This is a genomic window from Thalassolituus pacificus (assembly GCF_025318105.1).
Taxonomy (GTDB): domain Bacteria; phylum Pseudomonadota; class Gammaproteobacteria; order Pseudomonadales; family Oceanobacteraceae; genus Venatoribacter; species Venatoribacter pacificus.
Map to the genome: position 1 here is coordinate 186,338 of NZ_JAOANI010000014.1, position 17,705 is coordinate 204,042.

General features: G+C 53.1%; 17 protein-coding genes. 6 read left to right on the forward strand and 11 right to left on the reverse strand.

The window, feature by feature from the left end; translation table 11 throughout:
- Positions 1-2 precede the first annotated feature (2 nt).
- The 4 genes from NYR02_RS05570 to sufB all read right to left on the reverse strand — a co-directional run bounded on the left by NYR02_RS05570 (position 3) and on the right by sufB (position 4,886).
- On the reverse strand, positions 3-1,235 hold the full coding sequence (locus NYR02_RS05570) for an aminotransferase class V-fold PLP-dependent enzyme (protein WP_260975395.1): 1,233 nt from the start codon (positions 1,233-1,235) through the stop codon (positions 3-5).
- Positions 1,232-2,593, reverse strand: coding sequence for a Fe-S cluster assembly protein SufD (gene sufD / locus NYR02_RS05575; RefSeq protein ID WP_260975396.1), 1,362 nt, complete (start codon positions 2,591-2,593; stop codon positions 1,232-1,234). The genes NYR02_RS05570 and sufD overlap by 4 nt, the downstream gene beginning before the upstream one ends.
- Before the next feature lies 1 nt (position 2,594).
- Entirely contained in the window at positions 2,595-3,353 is a 759-nt protein-coding gene (sufC, locus tag NYR02_RS05580) for a Fe-S cluster assembly ATPase SufC (protein ID WP_260975397.1), read from the reverse strand.
- A gap of 90 nt (positions 3,354-3,443) precedes the next feature.
- The gene (gene sufB / locus NYR02_RS05585) at positions 3,444-4,886 is read right to left on the reverse strand and encodes a Fe-S cluster assembly protein SufB (RefSeq protein WP_260975398.1); all 1,443 of its coding nucleotides are present in this window, start codon (positions 4,884-4,886) and stop codon (positions 3,444-3,446) included.
- A 327-nt stretch (positions 4,887-5,213) separates the two neighbouring features.
- Between sufB and NYR02_RS05590 the strand changes: the two genes are divergently transcribed.
- The 4 genes from NYR02_RS05590 to tcdA all read left to right on the forward strand — a co-directional run bounded on the left by NYR02_RS05590 (position 5,214) and on the right by tcdA (position 8,638).
- A complete protein-coding gene (locus NYR02_RS05590; protein ID WP_260975399.1) occupies positions 5,214-5,684 on the forward strand; it encodes an SUF system Fe-S cluster assembly regulator in 471 nt (156 codons plus the stop codon).
- A gap of 98 nt (positions 5,685-5,782) precedes the next feature.
- Complete coding sequence (locus NYR02_RS05595; protein WP_260975400.1) at positions 5,783-6,949, forward strand: TonB family protein; 1,167 nt, start codon at positions 5,783-5,785, stop codon at positions 6,947-6,949.
- Between the two features lie 159 nt (positions 6,950-7,108).
- Complete coding sequence (locus tag NYR02_RS05600) at positions 7,109-7,774, forward strand: hypothetical protein (protein ID WP_260975401.1); 666 nt, start codon at positions 7,109-7,111, stop codon at positions 7,772-7,774.
- Between the two features lie 69 nt (positions 7,775-7,843).
- Positions 7,844-8,638 carry a tRNA cyclic N6-threonylcarbamoyladenosine(37) synthase TcdA gene (gene tcdA, locus NYR02_RS05605; protein WP_260975402.1) on the forward strand — a complete coding sequence of 265 codons (795 nt, stop codon included), beginning with the start codon at positions 7,844-7,846 and terminating at the stop codon, positions 8,636-8,638.
- A gap of 28 nt (positions 8,639-8,666) precedes the next feature.
- Here the strand turns inward: tcdA and NYR02_RS05610 are convergent, their stop codons facing one another.
- From NYR02_RS05610 to dmeF, 3 genes are all read right to left on the reverse strand, one after another.
- Complete coding sequence (locus NYR02_RS05610) at positions 8,667-9,020, reverse strand: GFA family protein (protein ID WP_260975403.1); 354 nt, start codon at positions 9,018-9,020, stop codon at positions 8,667-8,669.
- On the reverse strand, positions 9,017-9,724 hold the full coding sequence (locus tag NYR02_RS05615) for a DUF4336 domain-containing protein (protein ID WP_260975404.1): 708 nt from the start codon (positions 9,722-9,724) through the stop codon (positions 9,017-9,019). The genes NYR02_RS05610 and NYR02_RS05615 overlap by 4 nt, the downstream gene beginning before the upstream one ends.
- 89 nt (positions 9,725-9,813) lie before the next feature.
- Entirely contained in the window at positions 9,814-10,851 is a 1,038-nt protein-coding gene (gene dmeF, locus NYR02_RS05620) for a CDF family Co(II)/Ni(II) efflux transporter DmeF (RefSeq protein WP_260975405.1), read from the reverse strand.
- Between the two features lie 273 nt (positions 10,852-11,124).
- Here dmeF and NYR02_RS05625 point away from each other — a divergent pair, with 273 nt between their 5' ends.
- Complete coding sequence (locus NYR02_RS05625; protein ID WP_260975406.1) at positions 11,125-11,901, forward strand: hypothetical protein; 777 nt, start codon at positions 11,125-11,127, stop codon at positions 11,899-11,901.
- 73 nt (positions 11,902-11,974) lie between these two features.
- On the opposite strand, the gene NYR02_RS05630 is transcribed toward NYR02_RS05625, so the two are convergent.
- Together NYR02_RS05630 and NYR02_RS05635 are read right to left on the reverse strand one after the other, a co-directional pair.
- On the reverse strand, positions 11,975-13,075 hold the full coding sequence (locus tag NYR02_RS05630) for a nucleoid-associated protein (protein WP_260975407.1): 1,101 nt from the start codon (positions 13,073-13,075) through the stop codon (positions 11,975-11,977).
- A 352-nt stretch (positions 13,076-13,427) separates the two neighbouring features.
- Complete coding sequence (locus tag NYR02_RS05635) at positions 13,428-13,970, reverse strand: adenine phosphoribosyltransferase (RefSeq protein WP_260975408.1); 543 nt, start codon at positions 13,968-13,970, stop codon at positions 13,428-13,430.
- Between the two features lie 269 nt (positions 13,971-14,239).
- Between NYR02_RS05635 and NYR02_RS05640 the strand changes: the two genes are divergently transcribed.
- Positions 14,240-15,532, forward strand: coding sequence for an NCS2 family permease (locus tag NYR02_RS05640; protein ID WP_260975409.1), 1,293 nt, complete (start codon positions 14,240-14,242; stop codon positions 15,530-15,532).
- A 92-nt stretch (positions 15,533-15,624) separates the two neighbouring features.
- Here the strand turns inward: NYR02_RS05640 and fghA are convergent, their stop codons facing one another.
- Both fghA and NYR02_RS05650 read right to left on the reverse strand, forming a co-directional pair.
- The gene (gene fghA / locus NYR02_RS05645) at positions 15,625-16,491 is read right to left on the reverse strand and encodes an S-formylglutathione hydrolase (protein WP_260975410.1); all 867 of its coding nucleotides are present in this window, start codon (positions 16,489-16,491) and stop codon (positions 15,625-15,627) included.
- Between the two features lie 9 nt (positions 16,492-16,500).
- Positions 16,501-17,631, reverse strand: coding sequence for an S-(hydroxymethyl)glutathione dehydrogenase/class III alcohol dehydrogenase (locus tag NYR02_RS05650; RefSeq protein ID WP_145470110.1), 1,131 nt, complete (start codon positions 17,629-17,631; stop codon positions 16,501-16,503).
- Positions 17,632-17,705 lie beyond the last annotated feature (74 nt).

A 17,705-nucleotide genomic window follows, 5' to 3' on the forward strand; every position in this document is an offset into this window, starting at 1 on the left:
CCTCAGAGTAAAAACATTTTGGCTTTTTCCAGGCCTTTAAACAAAGCGTCCACTTCTTCCAGTGTATTGTAGAAAGTGAAAGACGCCCGTACGGTACCCGGTACTTTAAATTGTTCCATAATCGGCATAGCGCAGTGGTGCCCGGTACGCACGGCAATGCCTTGCTGGTCGAGCAGGGTGCCAACGTCAGCCGGATGTGCGCCTTCAAGAATAAAACCAAACACCGAGGCTTTATGCGCCGCGTTACCAATAATCCGAATGCCGCCAATTTCTGCTGCACGTTCGTTGGCGCGGGCCAGTAATGCATCTTCATGCGCGGCCAGGGCGACACGATCAAGGCCGTTTAAATAATCGACGGCAGCGGCAAGGCCGATTGCTCCGGCAATATTGGGGGTGCCGGCTTCGAATTTATACGGCAGACCGTTATAAGTGGTTTTGGCAAAGCTGACGTGTTCAATCATTTCGCCACCGGTCTGATAGGGCGGCATAGCATTGAGTAATGCTTCTTTACCATAAAGTACGCCAATGCCGGTCGGTCCAAACAGTTTATGGCCGGAGAACGCATAAAAATCGGCATCCAGAGCCTGTACGTCGATGTCCCAGTGGGCAACCGCCTGGGCACCGTCAATCAGCACTTTACTGCCATTGGTATGAGCCAGACGAATAATGTCAGCTACTGGATTAATCGTGCCCAGTGCATTGGATACGTGCACCACTGATACCAGCTTTACGTCTGGCGTCAGTAAAGATTCAAAGGCCACCATATCCAGCTCACCATTTTCCAGCACTGGGATGGGCTGCAGTTCGGCACCGGTCTGTTCGCACAATACTTGCCAGGGAACGATATTCGCGTGATGTTCCATCGCGCTGACCAGAATACGGTCACCGCTTTTAATATTGCTTCTGCCCCAGGTTGCGGCCACCAGGTTGATCGACTCGGTCGTGCCTTTGGTCCAGACAATTTCTTCTGGTTTTGCCGCATTTAAAAAACACTGCACGGTTTTACGGGCGTTTTCAAAGTACTCGGTGGCACGGTCGCTCAGGGTGTGAGCACCACGGTGAACATTGGAGTTATGCTGCTGGTAATAATCAACCAGCGCGTTAATCACCGCGTTCGGTTTATGCGTGGTTGCGCCGTTATCCAGATAAATTAATGGCTTGCCGTTCACTTCCTGATGCAGGGCAGGGAACTGTTGGCGCAGGCTGGTTAATTGTTCCGCACTGAGGCTGCTCATGCGTTATCTCCGCTGATGTCGTTTTCCAGCAGGTGGCGGCTTAATGATTGGTCGCGACCAAAACGGCGTGCCAGTAATGGACGCAGTACCGAGGCAATGTCTTCGTGTGGCAGGGCTTCCAGCAGTTCGTTAATAAAGCCGAAACTGAGCATGACTTCGGCTTCTTTTTTGCTGATGCCACGGCTTTGCATATAGAACATGGCTTTCTCTTCCAGCTGAGCAACGGTAGCACCATGGGCACATTTCACGTCGTCGGCATAGATTTCCAGTTCTGGCTTGGTATAAACCTCGGCGGTGTTGGTCAGCAGCAGGTTTTTATTGCTCAGCTGCGCCAGTGTTTTCTGCGCCTGCGGATGAATATGAATCCGGCCATTAAAAACGGCGCGGGCTTTGTCATTCATAATGCCGCGGAACACCTCATTGCTGGTGCAATGCGGTACTTTGTGTTCAACGCAGGTGTGGAAATCCAGCAGCTGCTGATTTTGCGGAATGTACACGCCGTTCAGCTCGCAGTGCGATCCACCAACGTTGTGATTAATCACAATATCGTTACGGGTTAGCCGTGTGCCTAAACCGAGATGGAACGCGTTGTACTGGCTGTCGCGCGCCAGCGCTACATGCGTACTGCCGATATGCAGGGCATCTTCCTGCATTAATTGCAGACGGTAATGTTGCAGGCGGGCGTTGTCACCTATTACCAGCTCGGTCAGTGCGTTGGTAAAGCTGTTCTGCTGCTGTTCGTCTGACGCGTAATGTTCTACCAGTGTGGCTTCGGCACCATTTTCCAGAATCATTAGCAGGCGGCCGTTCAGGCTGAAAGGCTGCGCTTCTGCTGTGGTCAGCCAGCTGATCTGCAGTGGCTGTTCAAGGCGCTGATTTTTGCCGATATGAATCAGCACGCCATCATTAACGGCGGCATTATTCAGATCGTTAAATAAATGTGCGCTGCCGCTTTTGTTATCGGCGGCCTGTGCCAGAACAGTGCCCAGATGTTGGCTGATTAGCGCTTGCTGCGCAGCATTGGCCTGGCTGAACAGGGTGACCTGTTCCAGCGCCAGGGCATCAGACAATTCGTTATTTAACTGGCCGTTAACAAACACCAGGCGCGGTGCTTTTAAATTGCCCAGGGTTGCCGCTTCGCGCAACTCAGCGGTTAATTCCGACTGGCTGGCAGTACGCTGAAAATCACCGGTCAGCAGGTTATGCAGCGAGGTGTATTTCCAGGCTTCGGTTTTACGGTTAGGCACACTGGCGGCGGCAAAAGCCTGCTGACCGGCGGCGTTTAATGCGGCCAGTAATGGATTGCGGGCTTGCTCAGAAGCCAGCGCCAGTTGTTGTGCGTGAAACTGTTCTGCCATGTTACGCCGCTCCGTTGTCTGCGCTTTCCAGCCAGCCGTAGCCTTTTTCTTCCAGTTCCAGCGCCAGTTCTTTACCGCCGGATTTTACGATACGGCCATTGGCCAGTACGTGTACGTAATCCGGTACGATGTAATCAAGCAAACGCTGATAGTGGGTAACCACAATAAAGCTGCGGTTGGCATCGCGCATGGCGTTCACGCCTTCGGCGACCACCTGCAGGGCATCAATATCCAGACCGGAGTCGGTTTCATCGAGGATGCACAGGGAAGGTTCCAGCAGCATCATTTGCATCAGTTCGTTGCGCTTTTTCTCGCCACCGGAAAAGCCTTCGTTAACACCACGCTTGAGGAAGCTCTGGTCAAGGTTTACGGCTTTGCATTTTTCCCGCGCCAGTTTTAAAAATTGTACGGAGTCGAGTGCCGGTTTGCCCTGATGAGCGCGAACGGAATCCACAGAGGCTTTTAAAAATTCAAGGTTGGAGACACCGGGGATTTCTACCGGGTACTGAAACGCCAGAAACAGACCTTCACGGGCGCGCTCTTCTGGCTCCATCTCGAGAATGTTTTTGCCATTCAGAACGACTGTACCTTCGGTCACTTCGTAATTGTCACGACCTGCCAGCACATTACCCAACGTACTTTTACCAGCACCGTTTGGTCCCATGATGGCGTGCACTTCACCGGGTTTAATCTCCAGGTTCAGACCTTTGAGAATGTTTTTGTCTTCAACGTTGGCGTGCAGGTTTTTAATGCTGATCATGGTTAGCAGTACCTTTTTTCAGTCTGTCATCCGCCGCGGCGGATGAGTTGCAATTTTTTAATGTGCGGAGGTGTAACGTCAGGCATTGAATCAGCCGACAGAGCCTTCCAATGAAACTTCCAGTAACTTCCCGGCTTCTACGGCGAATTCCATCGGCAGTTCTTTAAATACCTCTTTACAGAAACCGTTCACAATCATAGAAACGGCTTTCTCGGTATCGATACCGCGCTGACGGCAGAGGAACAACTGGTCGTCACTCACCGTTGAGGTGGTGGCCTCGTGTTCAATCACCGCCGACGGATGCTTGCTTTCGATGTAGGGGAAGGTATGAGCCCCGCACTGGTCACCGATGAGCAGTGAATCACACTGGGTGTAGTTACGTGCACCGGCTGCGGTTGGGTTCATACGCACCAGACCACGATAAGCATTCTGACTTTTACCGGCCGAAATACCTTTGGAAATAATGGTCGAGCGGGTGTTTTTACCCAGGTGAATCATCTTGGTGCCGGTGTCGGCCTGCTGATAATTATTGGTTAATGCGACGGAATAAAATTCGCCCACCGAGTTGTCGCCTTTTAATACACAGCTTGGGTATTTCCAGGTGACGGCCGAACCGGTTTCCACCTGCGTCCAGCTGACTTTGGCATTGGTGTGGGCAACGGCACGCTTGGTTACGAAGTTGTAAATACCGCCTTTGCCTTCTTTATCGCCGGGATACCAGTTTTGCACGGTGCTGTATTTAATTTCAGAGTTGTCCAGTGCAATCAGTTCAACCACCGCTGCGTGCAGCTGATTTTCATCGCGCATCGGCGCGGTGCAGCCTTCGAGATAGCTTACGTGGGAGCCTTCGTCGGCAATGATTAAGGTACGTTCAAACTGACCGGTTTTGGCTTCGTTAATACGGAAGTAGGTGGACAGTTCCATCGGGCAGCGCACGCCTTTAGGGATATACACAAAGGAGCCATCGGAAAATACGGCTGAGTTCAGTGCAGCGTAAAAATTGTCGCGCTGTGGCACCACGGTGCCGAGGTATTTTTTTACCAGTTCCGGATGCTCATGCACGGCTTCGGAAATCGGCATAAAAATAACACCGGCTTCGGCCAGTTTGGAGCGGAAGGTGGTCGCAACCGATACCGAATCGAATACGGCGTCCACAGCAATGCCGGCCAGAGCCATCTGCTCGTGCAGTGGAATGCCCAGCTTTTCATAGGTGCGCAGCAGTTCCGGATCAACCTCATCGAGGCTTTTCGGTTTGTCGGCCATGCTTTTCGGCGCGGAGTAATAAGACAGTGCCTGGAAGTCGATTTCCGGATAATGCACATTTGCCCAGCTTGGTTCTTTCATTTCCTGCCAGGCGCGGAAAGCTTTTAAACGCCATTCGGTCATCCACTCGGGCTCACCTTTTTTGGCGGAAATAAAACGCACAACATCTTCGCTCAGGCCCGCTTCGATGGTGTCTGATTCAATGTCGGTAACAAAGCCGGCCTGGTATTCATTACCAATGCGGCGTTCGATTTCAGCGTTGCTGCTCATAGTGAACTCTCTCGTATGGATGCGGCCCGATCTGCACGTTGGCTCGTTCAGTGAGCCTGCTTTGCTGCCGGACCCGCGTCTGGCGTTTACCCCGATGTCATCCGCTTCGTCCTGAGGGATGCCCGATCGGCTGTGCGCTGTTTCAGCGCGACATTCTAACGCAAGTCAGGGTAATAACAGAGTAATTTAGTCGGGTATATTAATCAATACCGTATTGGTATGCTTTAATGGATGCGCGCATTCTAGCAAAGCGGATGAATTCTGACCAATCGCGACAAATTCTCGTTTGGTCTGGGCATTATCCATGTATCAGACAAGGCAGGTTGTATGCTGAAAATAGGCAAGCTCACCGATTATGGTGTGGTTGTATTGAACGAGCTGGCGCAGGCCGGGGCGCTTAAGCTGTCGACCGATGACATTGCCGGTCTGACCGGGCTGGCCTTGCCGACGGTACGCAAGGTGATGAAAGCACTGGTCGACAGTGGCCTGGTGATGGCGCAGCGTGGTGCCCGTGGCGGCTACCGCCTGGCCCGTGCACCGGGACAAATCCGCATGCTGGATGTGGTGCAGGCCTTTGAAGGTCCGGTCGCTCTGACCGAATGTGCGGCCGATGATCACCAATGTGATATCACCGCCAGTTGCTCGTTATCGGCCAACTGGGGGGGGATTAACCAGTTAATTACTCAGGTGCTGGCACGGGTAACCCTGCAGGATATCCGCAACCCCGAACGCCAGGAGCAGCTGGTACGCGATGCATTGCCGCTCACGTCTTTTATTGAGCTGGTCAACTTGTCCTGATCCCTGATCTTGTGCGGATCGTCAGGATGGGTGGCTCCGACAATTTTCTGTCATCTTTTCTTATTAGAATCGCCGGAAATCTCTCAGGATGACCGACGATGCGCTTCTTACTTTTCTTTCTGGTGTTCTGGCTGGTGCCTTCGCAGGCGCTTGAGCTGCAGGCGATGGGGACTTATCGCCGGCTGAATAACGATGTCTATCTGGCGGCTATTTACAGTGATTTGTCTGACAGTCGGCAATGGTTGACGGCTGAGCAGCCATTAAGCCTGGAAATCCGTGTGCTGGCGGAGCGTATTTCGCCGCGGCGTTTCTATCGCCTGTGGAATGAGGGGCTGGCGATTAATCTGAGCGAAGCAGAGATGAATGCCCGGGTTGAGGATGTCAGCCGTTTTACCAACCTGTTGAAGGATGATCTGCTGGAAGGCGACCGGCTGCTGATTTCCAATGAAAGTGGACCATGCCGGGTACTGATAAATGACATTGAGGTATTGGTGATCAGCGATGGCAGTTTTGTCCGCTTGTTACTGGCGGCCTGGATTGGCAAATTTCCGCAGTCGCCGGGATTTCGTGAAGATCTGTTGCGGATGAAACCCGCAGCACGCGCGCAGCTGGAGGTCAGTTGGGAGGCAAAAAGGGTTAAGCCGGGACGGGCAGAGGTTATTGCCGGATGGCAGAAGCGTGATGGCGGTCACACTGCGGAGTCGCAGGTCGTCACAGCCGCGCCTGAGGTACGGGCTATTAATGTAACGGGGGTGGCGCAAAAGGTGGCATCGAATGTACCAAAATTGTCACATCCTGCGTCACAGGAGCCATCGCGCCGAGTGCAGGAGGCTGTTTTGGCTGCTCCGGCCGCCGGGGAAAAACAGGCTGAAAATCTATCGCCGGCGCTTGCTGAGCGCTTGAACACCGAGCAGGAAATGCTGCGCGAAAGAGAGGCACAGGAAAAGGCGCTGATGATTGCCCGTCAGCAGGCTGAAATGCAGTATTACCGTGCCTTGTTGCGTCAGGCCAATCACCAGGTTCAGTACCCGGATCAGGCCTTGCGTAAACGCCTGGAAGGCACGGTACGCGTGAGCTTGCAGTTGAACCGAGACGGTGAGCTATTACTGGCCGACACCAGTGAAAGTTCGGCGCTGAGGTTACTCGACCGGGCGGCGTTGCGGGCGGCGAAAAAAGCCGCGCCATACCCTCCGGTACCAGACCTGTTGCAGGGCGAAAGTTTCGAGTTTGATATCCCTTTCCGCTTCGTTCTTGCGCACAATTGATGATCCACTTTTATTATTAAAAACAAGGAATTAGGTCACACTTTCAAAGGTTGCAAAACCTTTCTCTAATGGCGCAAAGGGTCGTTGAGCGCGATGGTCGGCGGGCACATGATACGGGTGTTTATTGAGTTGTTTGAAAGCAGGAGTGGAGGCTTCACCATGCGTAATCTGTTAACCGTTGTTGTTGCCCTGATCTGGTCCTTCCAGTGTCAGGCTGATGAGTTACAGGGCGTTGGTATTTTTCAGACGCTCAATAAACCCTGGTTTTTGACAGCACTCTATACCGCTCCGGTGGGTACAGAGAGCCATGAGTCAGCCTCGGCTGTCGCGCCACAGCGCCTTGAGTTTAAGGTGGTGGAAGAAAAGATCAGTGCTTATCGTTTTCGTCAGTTATGGCAGGAAGCTTTTGCCGTGGTACACAGCGATGATGTCTGGACTACCTATGCTGCCGACCTGAACACCTTTTTCGCTCTGGTCAAAGGCCCGTTGAAAGCCAACGATCATCTGACCATTGAGCATGACGGTGACGCTGCGGTTGTTACTCTGAACTACCGTGAGCATGCGCGTTTATCCGCATCTTTTTTGCCTCTGCTGGTCAGCACATTGACCGCACGTATTGCGCCGATCCCTGAGCTGAAAGCGGGCTTGATGGGAGAACTGCCGGCCTCGGAAGCCAAATCGTTGCTGCTGAAGTATGACCGTGGTGAGCCTTCGCTGCGCCGCATTGCTGAAACCGCCCGTTGGTTACGCCGTAAAGATTCTGCCGTCAGTGTTCAGGCTTCGGCTGCCACGGATCTGCAGGCAGCCCGCGTCTCAAGCCTCTGATATACTGCGCGCCGTTCTGTTAACGGCGGCATTCTTTGCGATGTACGCCCGGTGTTTCTGAAGGTGTGCATGACTCCCGACTATCTTGATCGTTTTGGTGGTATCGGCCGTTTATACGGTGTTGCCGGTTTGCAGCGTTTGCATGCCGCCCATGTCTGTGTGGTCGGCATTGGCGGCGTGGGGTCCTGGGCGGCGGAAGCGTTGGCCCGCTCCGGTGTCGGTGAAATTACCCTGATTGATATGGACGATATCTGTGTGACCAACACCAATCGTCAGATCCATGCGCTGGGTGGCGATATCGGCAAACTGAAAGTCGAAGCGGTGGCCGAACGTATCCGTCGGATTAATCCTGAGTGCAAAGTGCATGCGCTGATGGAATTTGTGACCGTCAATAATCAGCGTGAATTAATCCATACCGGCATGGATTATGTGATTGATTGCATCGACAGCGTGAAAAACAAAGCCGCCCTGATTGCCCACTGCAAACGCAATAAAATCCGGATTGTGACCACCGGAGCCGCCGGGGGGCAGACCGATCCTACCCAGATTCAGATCGCCGATTTAAATAAAACCTTTAATGATCCGCTGGCGCGGAAAGTGCGCTCAATATTGCGGCGGGAGTACAATTTCTCGCGCAATGCCGCACGCAACTATTCCATTCCCTGCGTGTTCTCCAGCGAACAATTGCAATATCCGCAGCCGGACGGCAGCGTGTGTCAGACCAAATCGTTCGAGGGAGACAGCACACGGCTGGATTGTTCGTCGGGCTTTGGATCGGCGACCATGGTGACCGGCACCTTTGGTTTTGTCGCTGCTGCTCGGGTAGTGAAGCGCATTGCCGAAGACGCTGGTAAAAAGAGCTGAAGCACTTTTAAAAGCGCAATGCGGCGCCTTACAGCGCCGCACCATCAAACACTTCAGTACGCAGGCTGAACGGGTCGATACCTTCAATGCAGCCGATATTCATTCGGTAATGACCGGGCTTACGCAAGGTCTGGTGAAACGTATAAATGCCACAATGGCGGCAGAAGTGATGTTTGGCGATACCGCTGGAAAATTCATAGGTGGCCAGAGAATCATTCTGTACGTTGATGGTTATCTCATTCGCAGCCAGCACAAAGCTAGTCATTAAAGCGCCTTTACGGATGCAAATGGAGCAATTGCAACGCAGGCCTTCGCTTATTTCTTTATGTTTAAAAGAAAAACTTACTGCGCCGCAGTGGCAGGAACCTGTATACGCTCTCATTGCACATCCTCTTGTTTAAGATTCAGCCAGCTGAATGAGCGGTGCAGAAAAGCAACGGCATCTTTTTCGATAATCAGACCGTGTGCCATGCTGATTTTCTCTGGCTGCCAGCCAATAATCCGTTGCATATGAGCGCGGGCTTCAGCTTTGTGAAACAAAAAGCTTAAACGCCAGTCGGCCGGCATTTTGCCATTGGGGGCGAGAATGCCCGCGGCTTTGGCCAGCAGGCGTTTCAGTGGGGTAAAAGACTGCGGAGCAAAATTTTCGATCAGATCTGTGACGATCAGTATTTTTGATGCTTTGTGAAAGAAGACGGCTTCTTCCATTACCGCGGAGCCGGTAAACAGCAGTTGTTGTATCTCGTCCTGCCAGGGGGCGGTAAAGCCGGGTGTGAATATTCCGTCGAAGCGAATATCCGGACGTTTATCCTGGACGCCCTGAGTACCGAACAGCTGGGTATCGGGGTATTGTTGCTGCCACTGGGGCAGAAAAAGATGATGGAGCTGATTCGGCGCGATCAGATAGCGAACGGGACCGAGCTGGTCAATCTGCTGTTTCAGCGCCTCATTCAGACGAATAGGGCTGTGTACCCAGAGCGAGCCGCAGGACAGGCGGATAACCGTCATGCGGGTGGTGTAGGGCAGGGTGAAAAAAGGCACTGCTTCCCCGTCAAAAGACCAGGTATTATCTGCGAGATTATTCATTGGCACTCCCTTGCACTGTGTTTCCGGTTCGTTGTTTCTGGTATCGATACTTTCTGCTACAGACGTTTCCGGTCTTGTTTTGGTTCCGCTTAATGTTGCGGCCGGTTCACCGGGCACTCCGGTAAGTGGCACTCATTCACCTCAATCGTGATATGTGTCAGCTGGCTGAAAGGACTTAACAGCGCTTTGTAGTGGTCGGTGTGGCGCGGCTGATGAGTCACCAGCGAAATAATCGCCGCGTAATCATTACCGCTGACTTTCCAGATATGAATATCGGCCACCTGATTATCACCGTCCTGCTCTATTGTCTGGCGGATCGCGGCGCGTTGTTGATCGCTGATGCTGGCGTCGAGCAGTACCGGTGCGCTTTGTTTTACCAGGCCGATCGCCCAGCGTGAAATAATCAGTGCACCAACAATTCCCATTAATGGATCCAGCCAGTTAAGACCGAGGTATTTACCGCCAAGCAGGGCAGCAATGGCCAATACCGAGGTCATGGCATCGGCCAGCACATGCAGGTACGCCGCACGCAGATTATGGTCATGGCCGCTATGGCTGTGATCACCATGATGATCGTGATCGTGATCGTGATCGTGATCGTGATCGTGATCGTGATCGTGGTCGTGGTCGTGATGTGCATGGCCATGATGACCATGATCATGACCGTGATGATGGTGATCTTTCAGCAGCAGGGCGCTGACCAGGTTCACCGCCAGACCCAGCAGGGCCACCAGAATTGCCTGATCAAACTGAATGGCGTGTGGTTCAAATACCCGCACCACCGATTCAACCAACATCACCAACGCAACCACCGCCAGCGCAACGGCACTGGCAAATCCGCCCAGCACATTGACTTTCCCGGTACCGAAACTGTAAGCCGGATTGTCGGCATGGCGACGGGCATAGCGATAGGCGAATAACGTAATCAGAAAAGCAGCAACGTGGGTGCCCATATGCCAGCCATCGGCCAGCAGCGCCATTGAGCCATACCAGACGCCGGCGACGATTTCAGCAACCATGGTGACGACGGTCAGAAGCAGAACATAGAATGTATTCCGTTCGCCATCGGGGTTGCTGCCACTGAAATGATGGGAGTGTTGCCAGTGGCTGATGTTGTGCTCGGTCATTAAAAACCTCTGTAATAATATTGGCATATTCGTTTGTATGAATTAGAACGGAATAGCCAAATGTCATGTTTTATCGCGACAATCTTATCTTACTTAGTGATAAAAAGGATGTATGGAAGATTTTCGGGGGTTAGTGTCGGCCTTAATAACAAACCACTATTGACACTGTGGCCCGGTTAAAGAGAAGGTTCAGCCAATGAAAAAAAACAAGCGGCAGGTAAACTGTCCGGCGCTCTTTATCGAGTGCTCACCGCCAACAAGGAGTACGAACGAGTGAAGCATCTGTTGTTACTGATGGTGACCGTTGGGTCAGTATTGATGAATACAGCTCAGGTAAATGCTGACGAAAGCCCGGTTAATAAAGCCACTGATGGCCAGACTCAGGTCAATCTGAGTGCAGACACCGTGCGCCAGCGCTTGTTATTGCAGACACTGGCCTATCGCAGCAGTGCCGAATTCAGCCTTTATTCTTTACAGCATGGTGATCGTAAATCCGCTCAGCGTCTGGATACCGTTTTAGCGGAAGGCCAGACATTGGCGAATGCTCTTAAACCAAACTGGCCTGAGCTGGCTCCCGCATGGCAGGAGATGACGCAGTTTGTTAATGACAACCGTGCGCTTGCAGCCAAAGCGGAAGACGTTAACTTTTCTATCCGCCTGGAAGAAAATTACAACAAACTGTATGCCGTTCTCGATGGCAGTATTCCTGATACGACCGTACTGGATAATGAAACCCGCCGCATACTGAATATGCTCGACAGTCTTGAGCATATAGTTTCTGCTTATCTGTTTTTTAATATCAATATTTTTGGCGGTCTGTCGGTAACGGATACCGGCATTGAACAACAGAATAAACTCTTCAAGGCGTTGACTGCCGAACTGGATGATGCGGAATTACGCACTCAGGTTGAGCGTAAATGGGGCTTTTTGGAAAGTACTTTGCTGGCCTATAACGAACGCTCTGCGGTCTTTATTGTGACCCGCACCTGTGACTCTATCCGTGAGTTATTGCTGAAAAAACTGCAACCGGAAGACAGTGCTGAATCCTGAGTTAAAAGCATAAAAAAGCCGCAGTTGCGGCTTTTTTTATGTCCGGTGTTTTATTCTTTCGCGTTGCCGGTAATCAGGATTCTTTTAATTGTTTCAGCAGCGACTCCGGCACCCTGGTGATGCGCAGCTCGTTACTGCTTTTATCAAAGATAATATCTTTATCCAGCAGGCTGGCAGAGAAACTCAGGCTCAGGTCTTTATTTTTACCGCTGTAGCGGATAAATCCGCGCAGCTTTTTACGGTCGGGAATCAGCTCGGTTTTAATGGCTTCCGCCACCACCTGCTGTGAAGCTCCCTGAGCCGCCAGCTGCTCCGGCGTTAACTCGCTGTTTTGTCGCTGGCTTTGCTGACGTTCTTTTTGTTTGTCGACAATATAGTGAGCAAAGGCTTTGGCCGGTTCGGCTTTGACCTGGGTTTCCATATAGCTGGCCAGCTCATCGAACACGACCGGTTCACCGCGCAGATCCTGCTCAATGCAGTAATCGACCACTTTGGTTTTGTATTCAAAGCTGTCTTCCGGGTTCAGCGTCTGGCTGAACTGATCAACAATTTCCAGAAACTCTTCGGTTTCGGCGGCGGTATTTAAGGTATCGGTAAAACCAATGCATTCGGCAAACTGATTTTGCAGTGGCTTATCGCCGCGGCCAAAACTGAAAGTCAGGTATTTGCTGTCGTCATCGGCCAGCCAATCGGTGATGTTGAGCATGACGCCAAAACCGGTATTGGAAAAATCCAGATAATGGGTTTCGCTCAGCGTCATATCGGTATTAATCGAGACGCTGCTTTTACGCCGCAGGTGGAACATGTACAGACGGTCGCTGTCGGCCAGCTGCTCGTAAAAGAAGGCGAGGTAGCCTTCCAGCGCCAGCTCGGTATTGTCGAGGGCGTTGGCGAACTGTTTGCTCAGGCGGCGGGTGAGGGCAACAAAGCTCTGGCGCTCGCCCTGCCAATCCTGAATCTGCGCCCGTGCCTGGGTAATTTCCGGGTGAAAAATACCGTAGCGTTTACCGGAGCGTTGCGTCAGCACGGCTTTCAACTGTGCGGCTGTTTGCGCGTAGAAGTGTGCGACCAATTCGCTGTCGAGATCGGCTTCCTGCTCACTGCATACCAGCGTTGCGGCCGGATCTTTAATATCTTTGCTGATCTGATGGGTTACAAAATGGCGCAGGCTCATGGTTTTTATCTCTTAGCGGGCTTTTAGGGCCTGTCGATACTAATTAAACAGGACTGTTATTGGCTAAAAATTTCTCAGACAAGGCGCTGAGAGTGTGGGATGTTCAGCACATCCCTGTGCTTTCCCTTCGGGTTGGCACGCCAATCTGTTCCAGACAGATTGGTAACGGGTTAAGCGAACGAACAGCAACGCTGGATGAGGGGTTATTAGCCATAACCCTTCGGGCTGAGGCCAGTTTTCCCCATTAACGTCGTCGTTCGTCATTCATTTAGCCCGCTAATATCACTCCTCACTTCTTGTTCTGAGAAAAACTGGCTTTCAGCAGGCCGGATTTACTTAGTGTCGACAGGCCCTAGTGTCCGTCAAATTCACAGATGGCATAAACGTCGAATCCGGCGTTACGCAGTTTTTCGCTGCCTTTCAGGTCGGGCAGATCAATGATGGCAGCCACTTCCACCACCTCGGCCTGCAGCTGGCGCACCAGCTCACAGGCGGCCAGCATGGTGCCGCCGGTGGCGATCAGATCGTCCATCACCAGTACGCGATCACCGGGCTTAAAGGCATCGGTGTGCAGCTCTATGGTGGCAGAACCGTATTCCAGGTCATAGCTCTGGGTCACGGTTTTAAACGGCAGTTTACCCTTCTTGCGCACCGGCACCAGGCTCAGGCCCAGTTCGTAGGCCAGCGGCGCACCGAGAATAAAACCCCGCGCGTCGATGGCGGCAATGGCATCCAGTTGCTGATCCTGATAGCGGTGTACAAAGCTGTCGATCAGCTTACGGAATACGCTGCGGTTCTGCAGCAGTGGCATGATGTCGCGAAACATCACACCGTCTTCCGGCCAGTTGGCAACGGTGCGGATGGCGTCTTTGATTTCCTGGCTGTAGGCACTCATGGTCTGTCTCTGTCGGTTGGGTACGGCAATGTACGTGAATGTCGGGTGCGTGTACCGGTGGCATGACCGGCAAGACTGGCCGCAGGCGAAAAGAACCGACCAATCAGTCAGGTTTTCTTTGGCTTTGGCAAACGGGGCATTATAATCCGCGCCCACAAAAAGTCTCCCTCCGTTGGATGCGGATCGTGCCCGGCAGTGATGTGTTTGGGTCGGGGCCGCATGAATGCTGGCCGCTGGACTTGTTTCGTTCACAAACAGAGGTTCTTCCCATGCTGGAAAAGCTGTTTCAGCTGTCGCGTTTCGGCAGTAACACGCGCACCGAGGTGCTGGCCGGTGTCACTACTTACCTGACCATGGCTTACATTATTTTCGTGAACCCGGCGATGCTGGAGGATGCCGGTATGGACCATGGTGCGGTGTTTGTGGCGACCTGTCTGGCGGCGGCGGTCGGCTGTTTTATCATGGGTTTCTGGGCCAATCTGCCGGTGGCGCTGGCGCCGGGTATGGGTCTGAACGCCTTCTTTACTTACGGTGTTGTGCTGGGCATGGGTTACAGCTGGCAGACCGCTCTGGGGGCAGTATTCCTGTCTGGCTGTATTTTTATTCTGCTCAGTCTGTTTAAGATCCGTGAATGGGCGATCAATGCCATTCCGGTCACGCTGAAAAAAGCCATTGCCGCGGGTATCGGCGCCTTTCTGGCACTGATCGCGCTGAAAAATGCCGGCATTATTGTGGCGCATCCGGCGACACTGGTCAGTCTGGGCAATTTAGGTGATTTCGGTCCGGCCATGGCGATCCTTGGTTTCTTCCTGATCATTGCTTTTACCCAGCGCAATATTCACGGTGCGGTACTGCTGGCGGTGCTGCTGGTGAGTGTGATTGCCGTTGCAACGGGTCATGTAGAGTATCAGGGCATTGTGTCTGCACCACCGTCGATTGCTCCGACCTTTATGCAGATGAACCTGGCCGAAGCCTTTGATGTGGCGATGCTGAGCGTTATTTTCGCGTTCCTCTTTGTCGATCTGTTCGATACCTCCGGCACGTTGATTGCCGTAACCCAGCGTGCGGGGCTGACCAAAAGTGATGGCCAGGTACCACGCTTAAAGCAGGCTTTACTGGCTGACAGTACCGCCACCGTGACCGGCGCGATGCTGGGCACCTCAACCACCACCAGTTATATCGAAAGTGCGGCCGGTGTTTCCGCCGGAGGCCGTACCGGCTTAACCGCGGTTGTGGTTGGTGTGCTGTTTTTGCTGAGTATTTTCTTCGCGCCGCTGGCCGGTATGATTCCGGCCTATGCGACCGCGGGTGCGATTTTCTATGTCTCGATTCTGATGCTGTTTACGCTGAAAGAAGTGGACTGGGAAGACCTGACCGAAGCCGCGCCGGTGGCTGTGGTGCTGCTGATGACGCCGCTGACCTTCTCCATTGCACACGGTATTACACTGGGCTTTATCACCTATGCGCTGGCGAAAGTGCTGGGCGGTAAGGCGCGTGAGCTGTCGGTTGGTGTCTGGGTGTTGTCGGCGCTGTTATTGCTGAAAGTAATTTTTGTGCACTGATAGAGAGTGCGCAAAACGCCCGGTTATCAACGGGCAACAAAAAAGGCAGTGGAGCAATCCACTGCCTTTTTTTGTTTTACCTGTCTGGCTGATCAGCCAACCAAATACTGCGCATGAAAACGCAGGTGATCATCAATAAAACTGCTGATGAAATAGTAGCTGTGATCGTAGCCTTCATGGCGGCGCAAAGTCAGCGGATAGCCGCTGGCTTGGGCGGCGTCTTCCAGTGTTTCCGGATGCAGCTGGTTGCTTAAGAAATCATCGGCCAGACCCTGATCGACCAGTGCCGGCAGATGTTCACCTTGCGGGCTGTTGCGCATCAACTCGCTGCTGTCATAAGCCAGCCACTGCTCGCGGTCGTTGCCCAGATACGCGCTGAACGCTTTGATGCCCCAGGGGCAGCGGCTCGGGTTGCTGATCGGGCTGAACGCCGACACCGAGGTAAAACGCTGCGGATTTTTCAGCGCCAGCGTCAGAGCACCGTGCCCACCCATCGAGTGACCACTGATGGCGCGCTTGTCGCTGACCGGAAACAGCGCTTCGATTAAGGCCGGTAATTCCTGCAGGACATAATCTTCCATACGGTAGTGCGCGGCCCAGGGCGGCTGAGTTGCATTCAGATAAAAACCGGCTCCTAAACCCAGATCGTAAGCGCCCTGCGGATCGTCGGCCACGCCGTCGCCGCGCGGACTGGTGTCCGGTGCGACGATGGCAATGCCCAGCTCAGCGGCCAGGCGCTGGGCGCCGGCCTTCTGCATAAAGTTTTCATCGCTACAGGTCAGACCCGAGAGCCAGTAGAGTACCGGCACCGGGTTGTCGTTACTGGCCTGTGGCGGCAGAAAAATCGCAAAGCGCATGCTGCAGTTTAGCACCGCCGACTGATGCCGGTATTGCTTGTGCCAGCCACCAAAACTTTTGTTCTGGCTGAGGCGCTCAACATCGGTATTCACGTCCGTCATGACATCCCCTTACTGGTTGTAATGAATAACGCTGCGGATACTTTTGCCTTCGTGCATTAAATCGAAGGCGTCGTTAATGGCATCCAGACCCATGGTGTGAGTAATAAAATCACTCAATTTGAATTCGCCTTTTAAATAACGCTCAACGTAATCCGGCAGTTCGCTGCGGCCTTTCACACCACCAAAGGCGGTACCGCGCCAGACGCGGCCGGTAACCAGCTGGAACGGACGGGTGGAGATTTCCTGACCGGCACCGGCAACGCCGATAATCACCGATTCGCCCCAGCCTTTGTGGCAGCATTCGAGGGCCGAGCGCATCACGTTAACGTTGCCGATGCATTCGAACGAGAAATCCACACCGCCGTCGGTCATCTCGACGATCACATCCTGAATCGGCTTGTCGAAGTTTTTCGGATTTACACAGTCAGTTGCGCCCAGCTGTTTGGCCAGTTCGAATTTACTTTCGTTAATGTCGATAGCGATGATGCGCGAGGCTTTCGCCATGGCTGCACCAATCACCGCCGATAAACCAATACCACCCAGACCGAAAATGGCCACGGTATCGCCTTCTTTTACTTTGGCGGTGTTCATCACTGCGCCCATACCGGTGGTGACGCCACAGCCCAGCAGGCAGACTTCTTCCAGTGGTGCCGTCGGGTTGACCTTGGCCAGAGAGATTTCCGGCAGCACGGTGTACTCAGAAAAGGTTGAGCAACCCATGTAGTGATAAATGGTTTTGCCGTTTTGCGAGAAGCGGCTGGTGCCGTCCGGCATCAGGCCTTTGCCCTGGGTGGCACGGATTTTCTGACACAGGTTGGTTTTACCCGACAGGCAGAACTTACATTCGCCACATTCCGGGGTGTACAGCGGAATCACATGGTCGCCAACGGCAACACTGGTGACGCCTTCACCGATGGATTCCACAATACCGCCGCCTTCGTGGCCGAGAATGGCCGGGAAAATACCTTCAGGGTCTTCACCGGACAGGGTGAAGGCATCGGTATGGCAGACGCCGGTGGCAACGATGCGCACACGTACTTCACCAGCCTTGGGTGGCGCTACCTGAACTTCTTCGACGGATAACGGCTGGCCCGGGCCCCAGGCAATGGCGGCGCGGCAGGTAATGGTTTCTGCGGTCATGGTGTATCTCCAACAGCAAAGGTGGTGGGTAAAAAATTCTGAACAGGCAGTGTAATCATTTCTGTTGGTGAGAT

Bases quoted from the DNA above. Each gene is read 5' to 3' on its own strand.
- NYR02_RS05570 (WP_260975395.1), bottom strand. From the start codon at position 1,235: ATGAGCAGCCTCAGTGCGGAACAATTAACCAGCCTGCGCCAACAGTTC.
- sufD (WP_260975396.1), bottom strand. From the start codon at position 2,593: ATGGCAGAACAGTTTCACGCACAACAACTGGCGCTGGCTTCTGAGCAA.
- sufC (WP_260975397.1), bottom strand. From the start codon at position 3,353: ATGATCAGCATTAAAAACCTGCACGCCAACGTTGAAGACAAAAACATT.
- sufB (WP_260975398.1), bottom strand. From the start codon at position 4,886: ATGAGCAGCAACGCTGAAATCGAACGCCGCATTGGTAATGAATACCAG.
- NYR02_RS05590 (WP_260975399.1), top strand. From the start codon at position 5,214: ATGCTGAAAATAGGCAAGCTCACCGATTATGGTGTGGTTGTATTGAAC.
- NYR02_RS05595 (WP_260975400.1), top strand. From the start codon at position 5,783: ATGCGCTTCTTACTTTTCTTTCTGGTGTTCTGGCTGGTGCCTTCGCAG.
- NYR02_RS05600 (WP_260975401.1), top strand. From the start codon at position 7,109: ATGCGTAATCTGTTAACCGTTGTTGTTGCCCTGATCTGGTCCTTCCAG.
- tcdA (WP_260975402.1), top strand. From the start codon at position 7,844: ATGACTCCCGACTATCTTGATCGTTTTGGTGGTATCGGCCGTTTATAC.
- NYR02_RS05610 (WP_260975403.1), bottom strand. From the start codon at position 9,020: ATGAGAGCGTATACAGGTTCCTGCCACTGCGGCGCAGTAAGTTTTTCT.
- NYR02_RS05615 (WP_260975404.1), bottom strand. From the start codon at position 9,724: ATGAATAATCTCGCAGATAATACCTGGTCTTTTGACGGGGAAGCAGTG.
- dmeF (WP_260975405.1), bottom strand. From the start codon at position 10,851: ATGACCGAGCACAACATCAGCCACTGGCAACACTCCCATCATTTCAGT.
- NYR02_RS05630 (WP_260975407.1), bottom strand. From the start codon at position 13,075: ATGAGCCTGCGCCATTTTGTAACCCATCAGATCAGCAAAGATATTAAA.
- NYR02_RS05635 (WP_260975408.1), bottom strand. From the start codon at position 13,970: ATGAGTGCCTACAGCCAGGAAATCAAAGACGCCATCCGCACCGTTGCC.
- NYR02_RS05640 (WP_260975409.1), top strand. From the start codon at position 14,240: ATGCTGGAAAAGCTGTTTCAGCTGTCGCGTTTCGGCAGTAACACGCGC.
- fghA (WP_260975410.1), bottom strand. From the start codon at position 16,491: ATGACGGACGTGAATACCGATGTTGAGCGCCTCAGCCAGAACAAAAGT.
- NYR02_RS05650 (WP_145470110.1), bottom strand. From the start codon at position 17,631: ATGACCGCAGAAACCATTACCTGCCGCGCCGCCATTGCCTGGGGCCCG.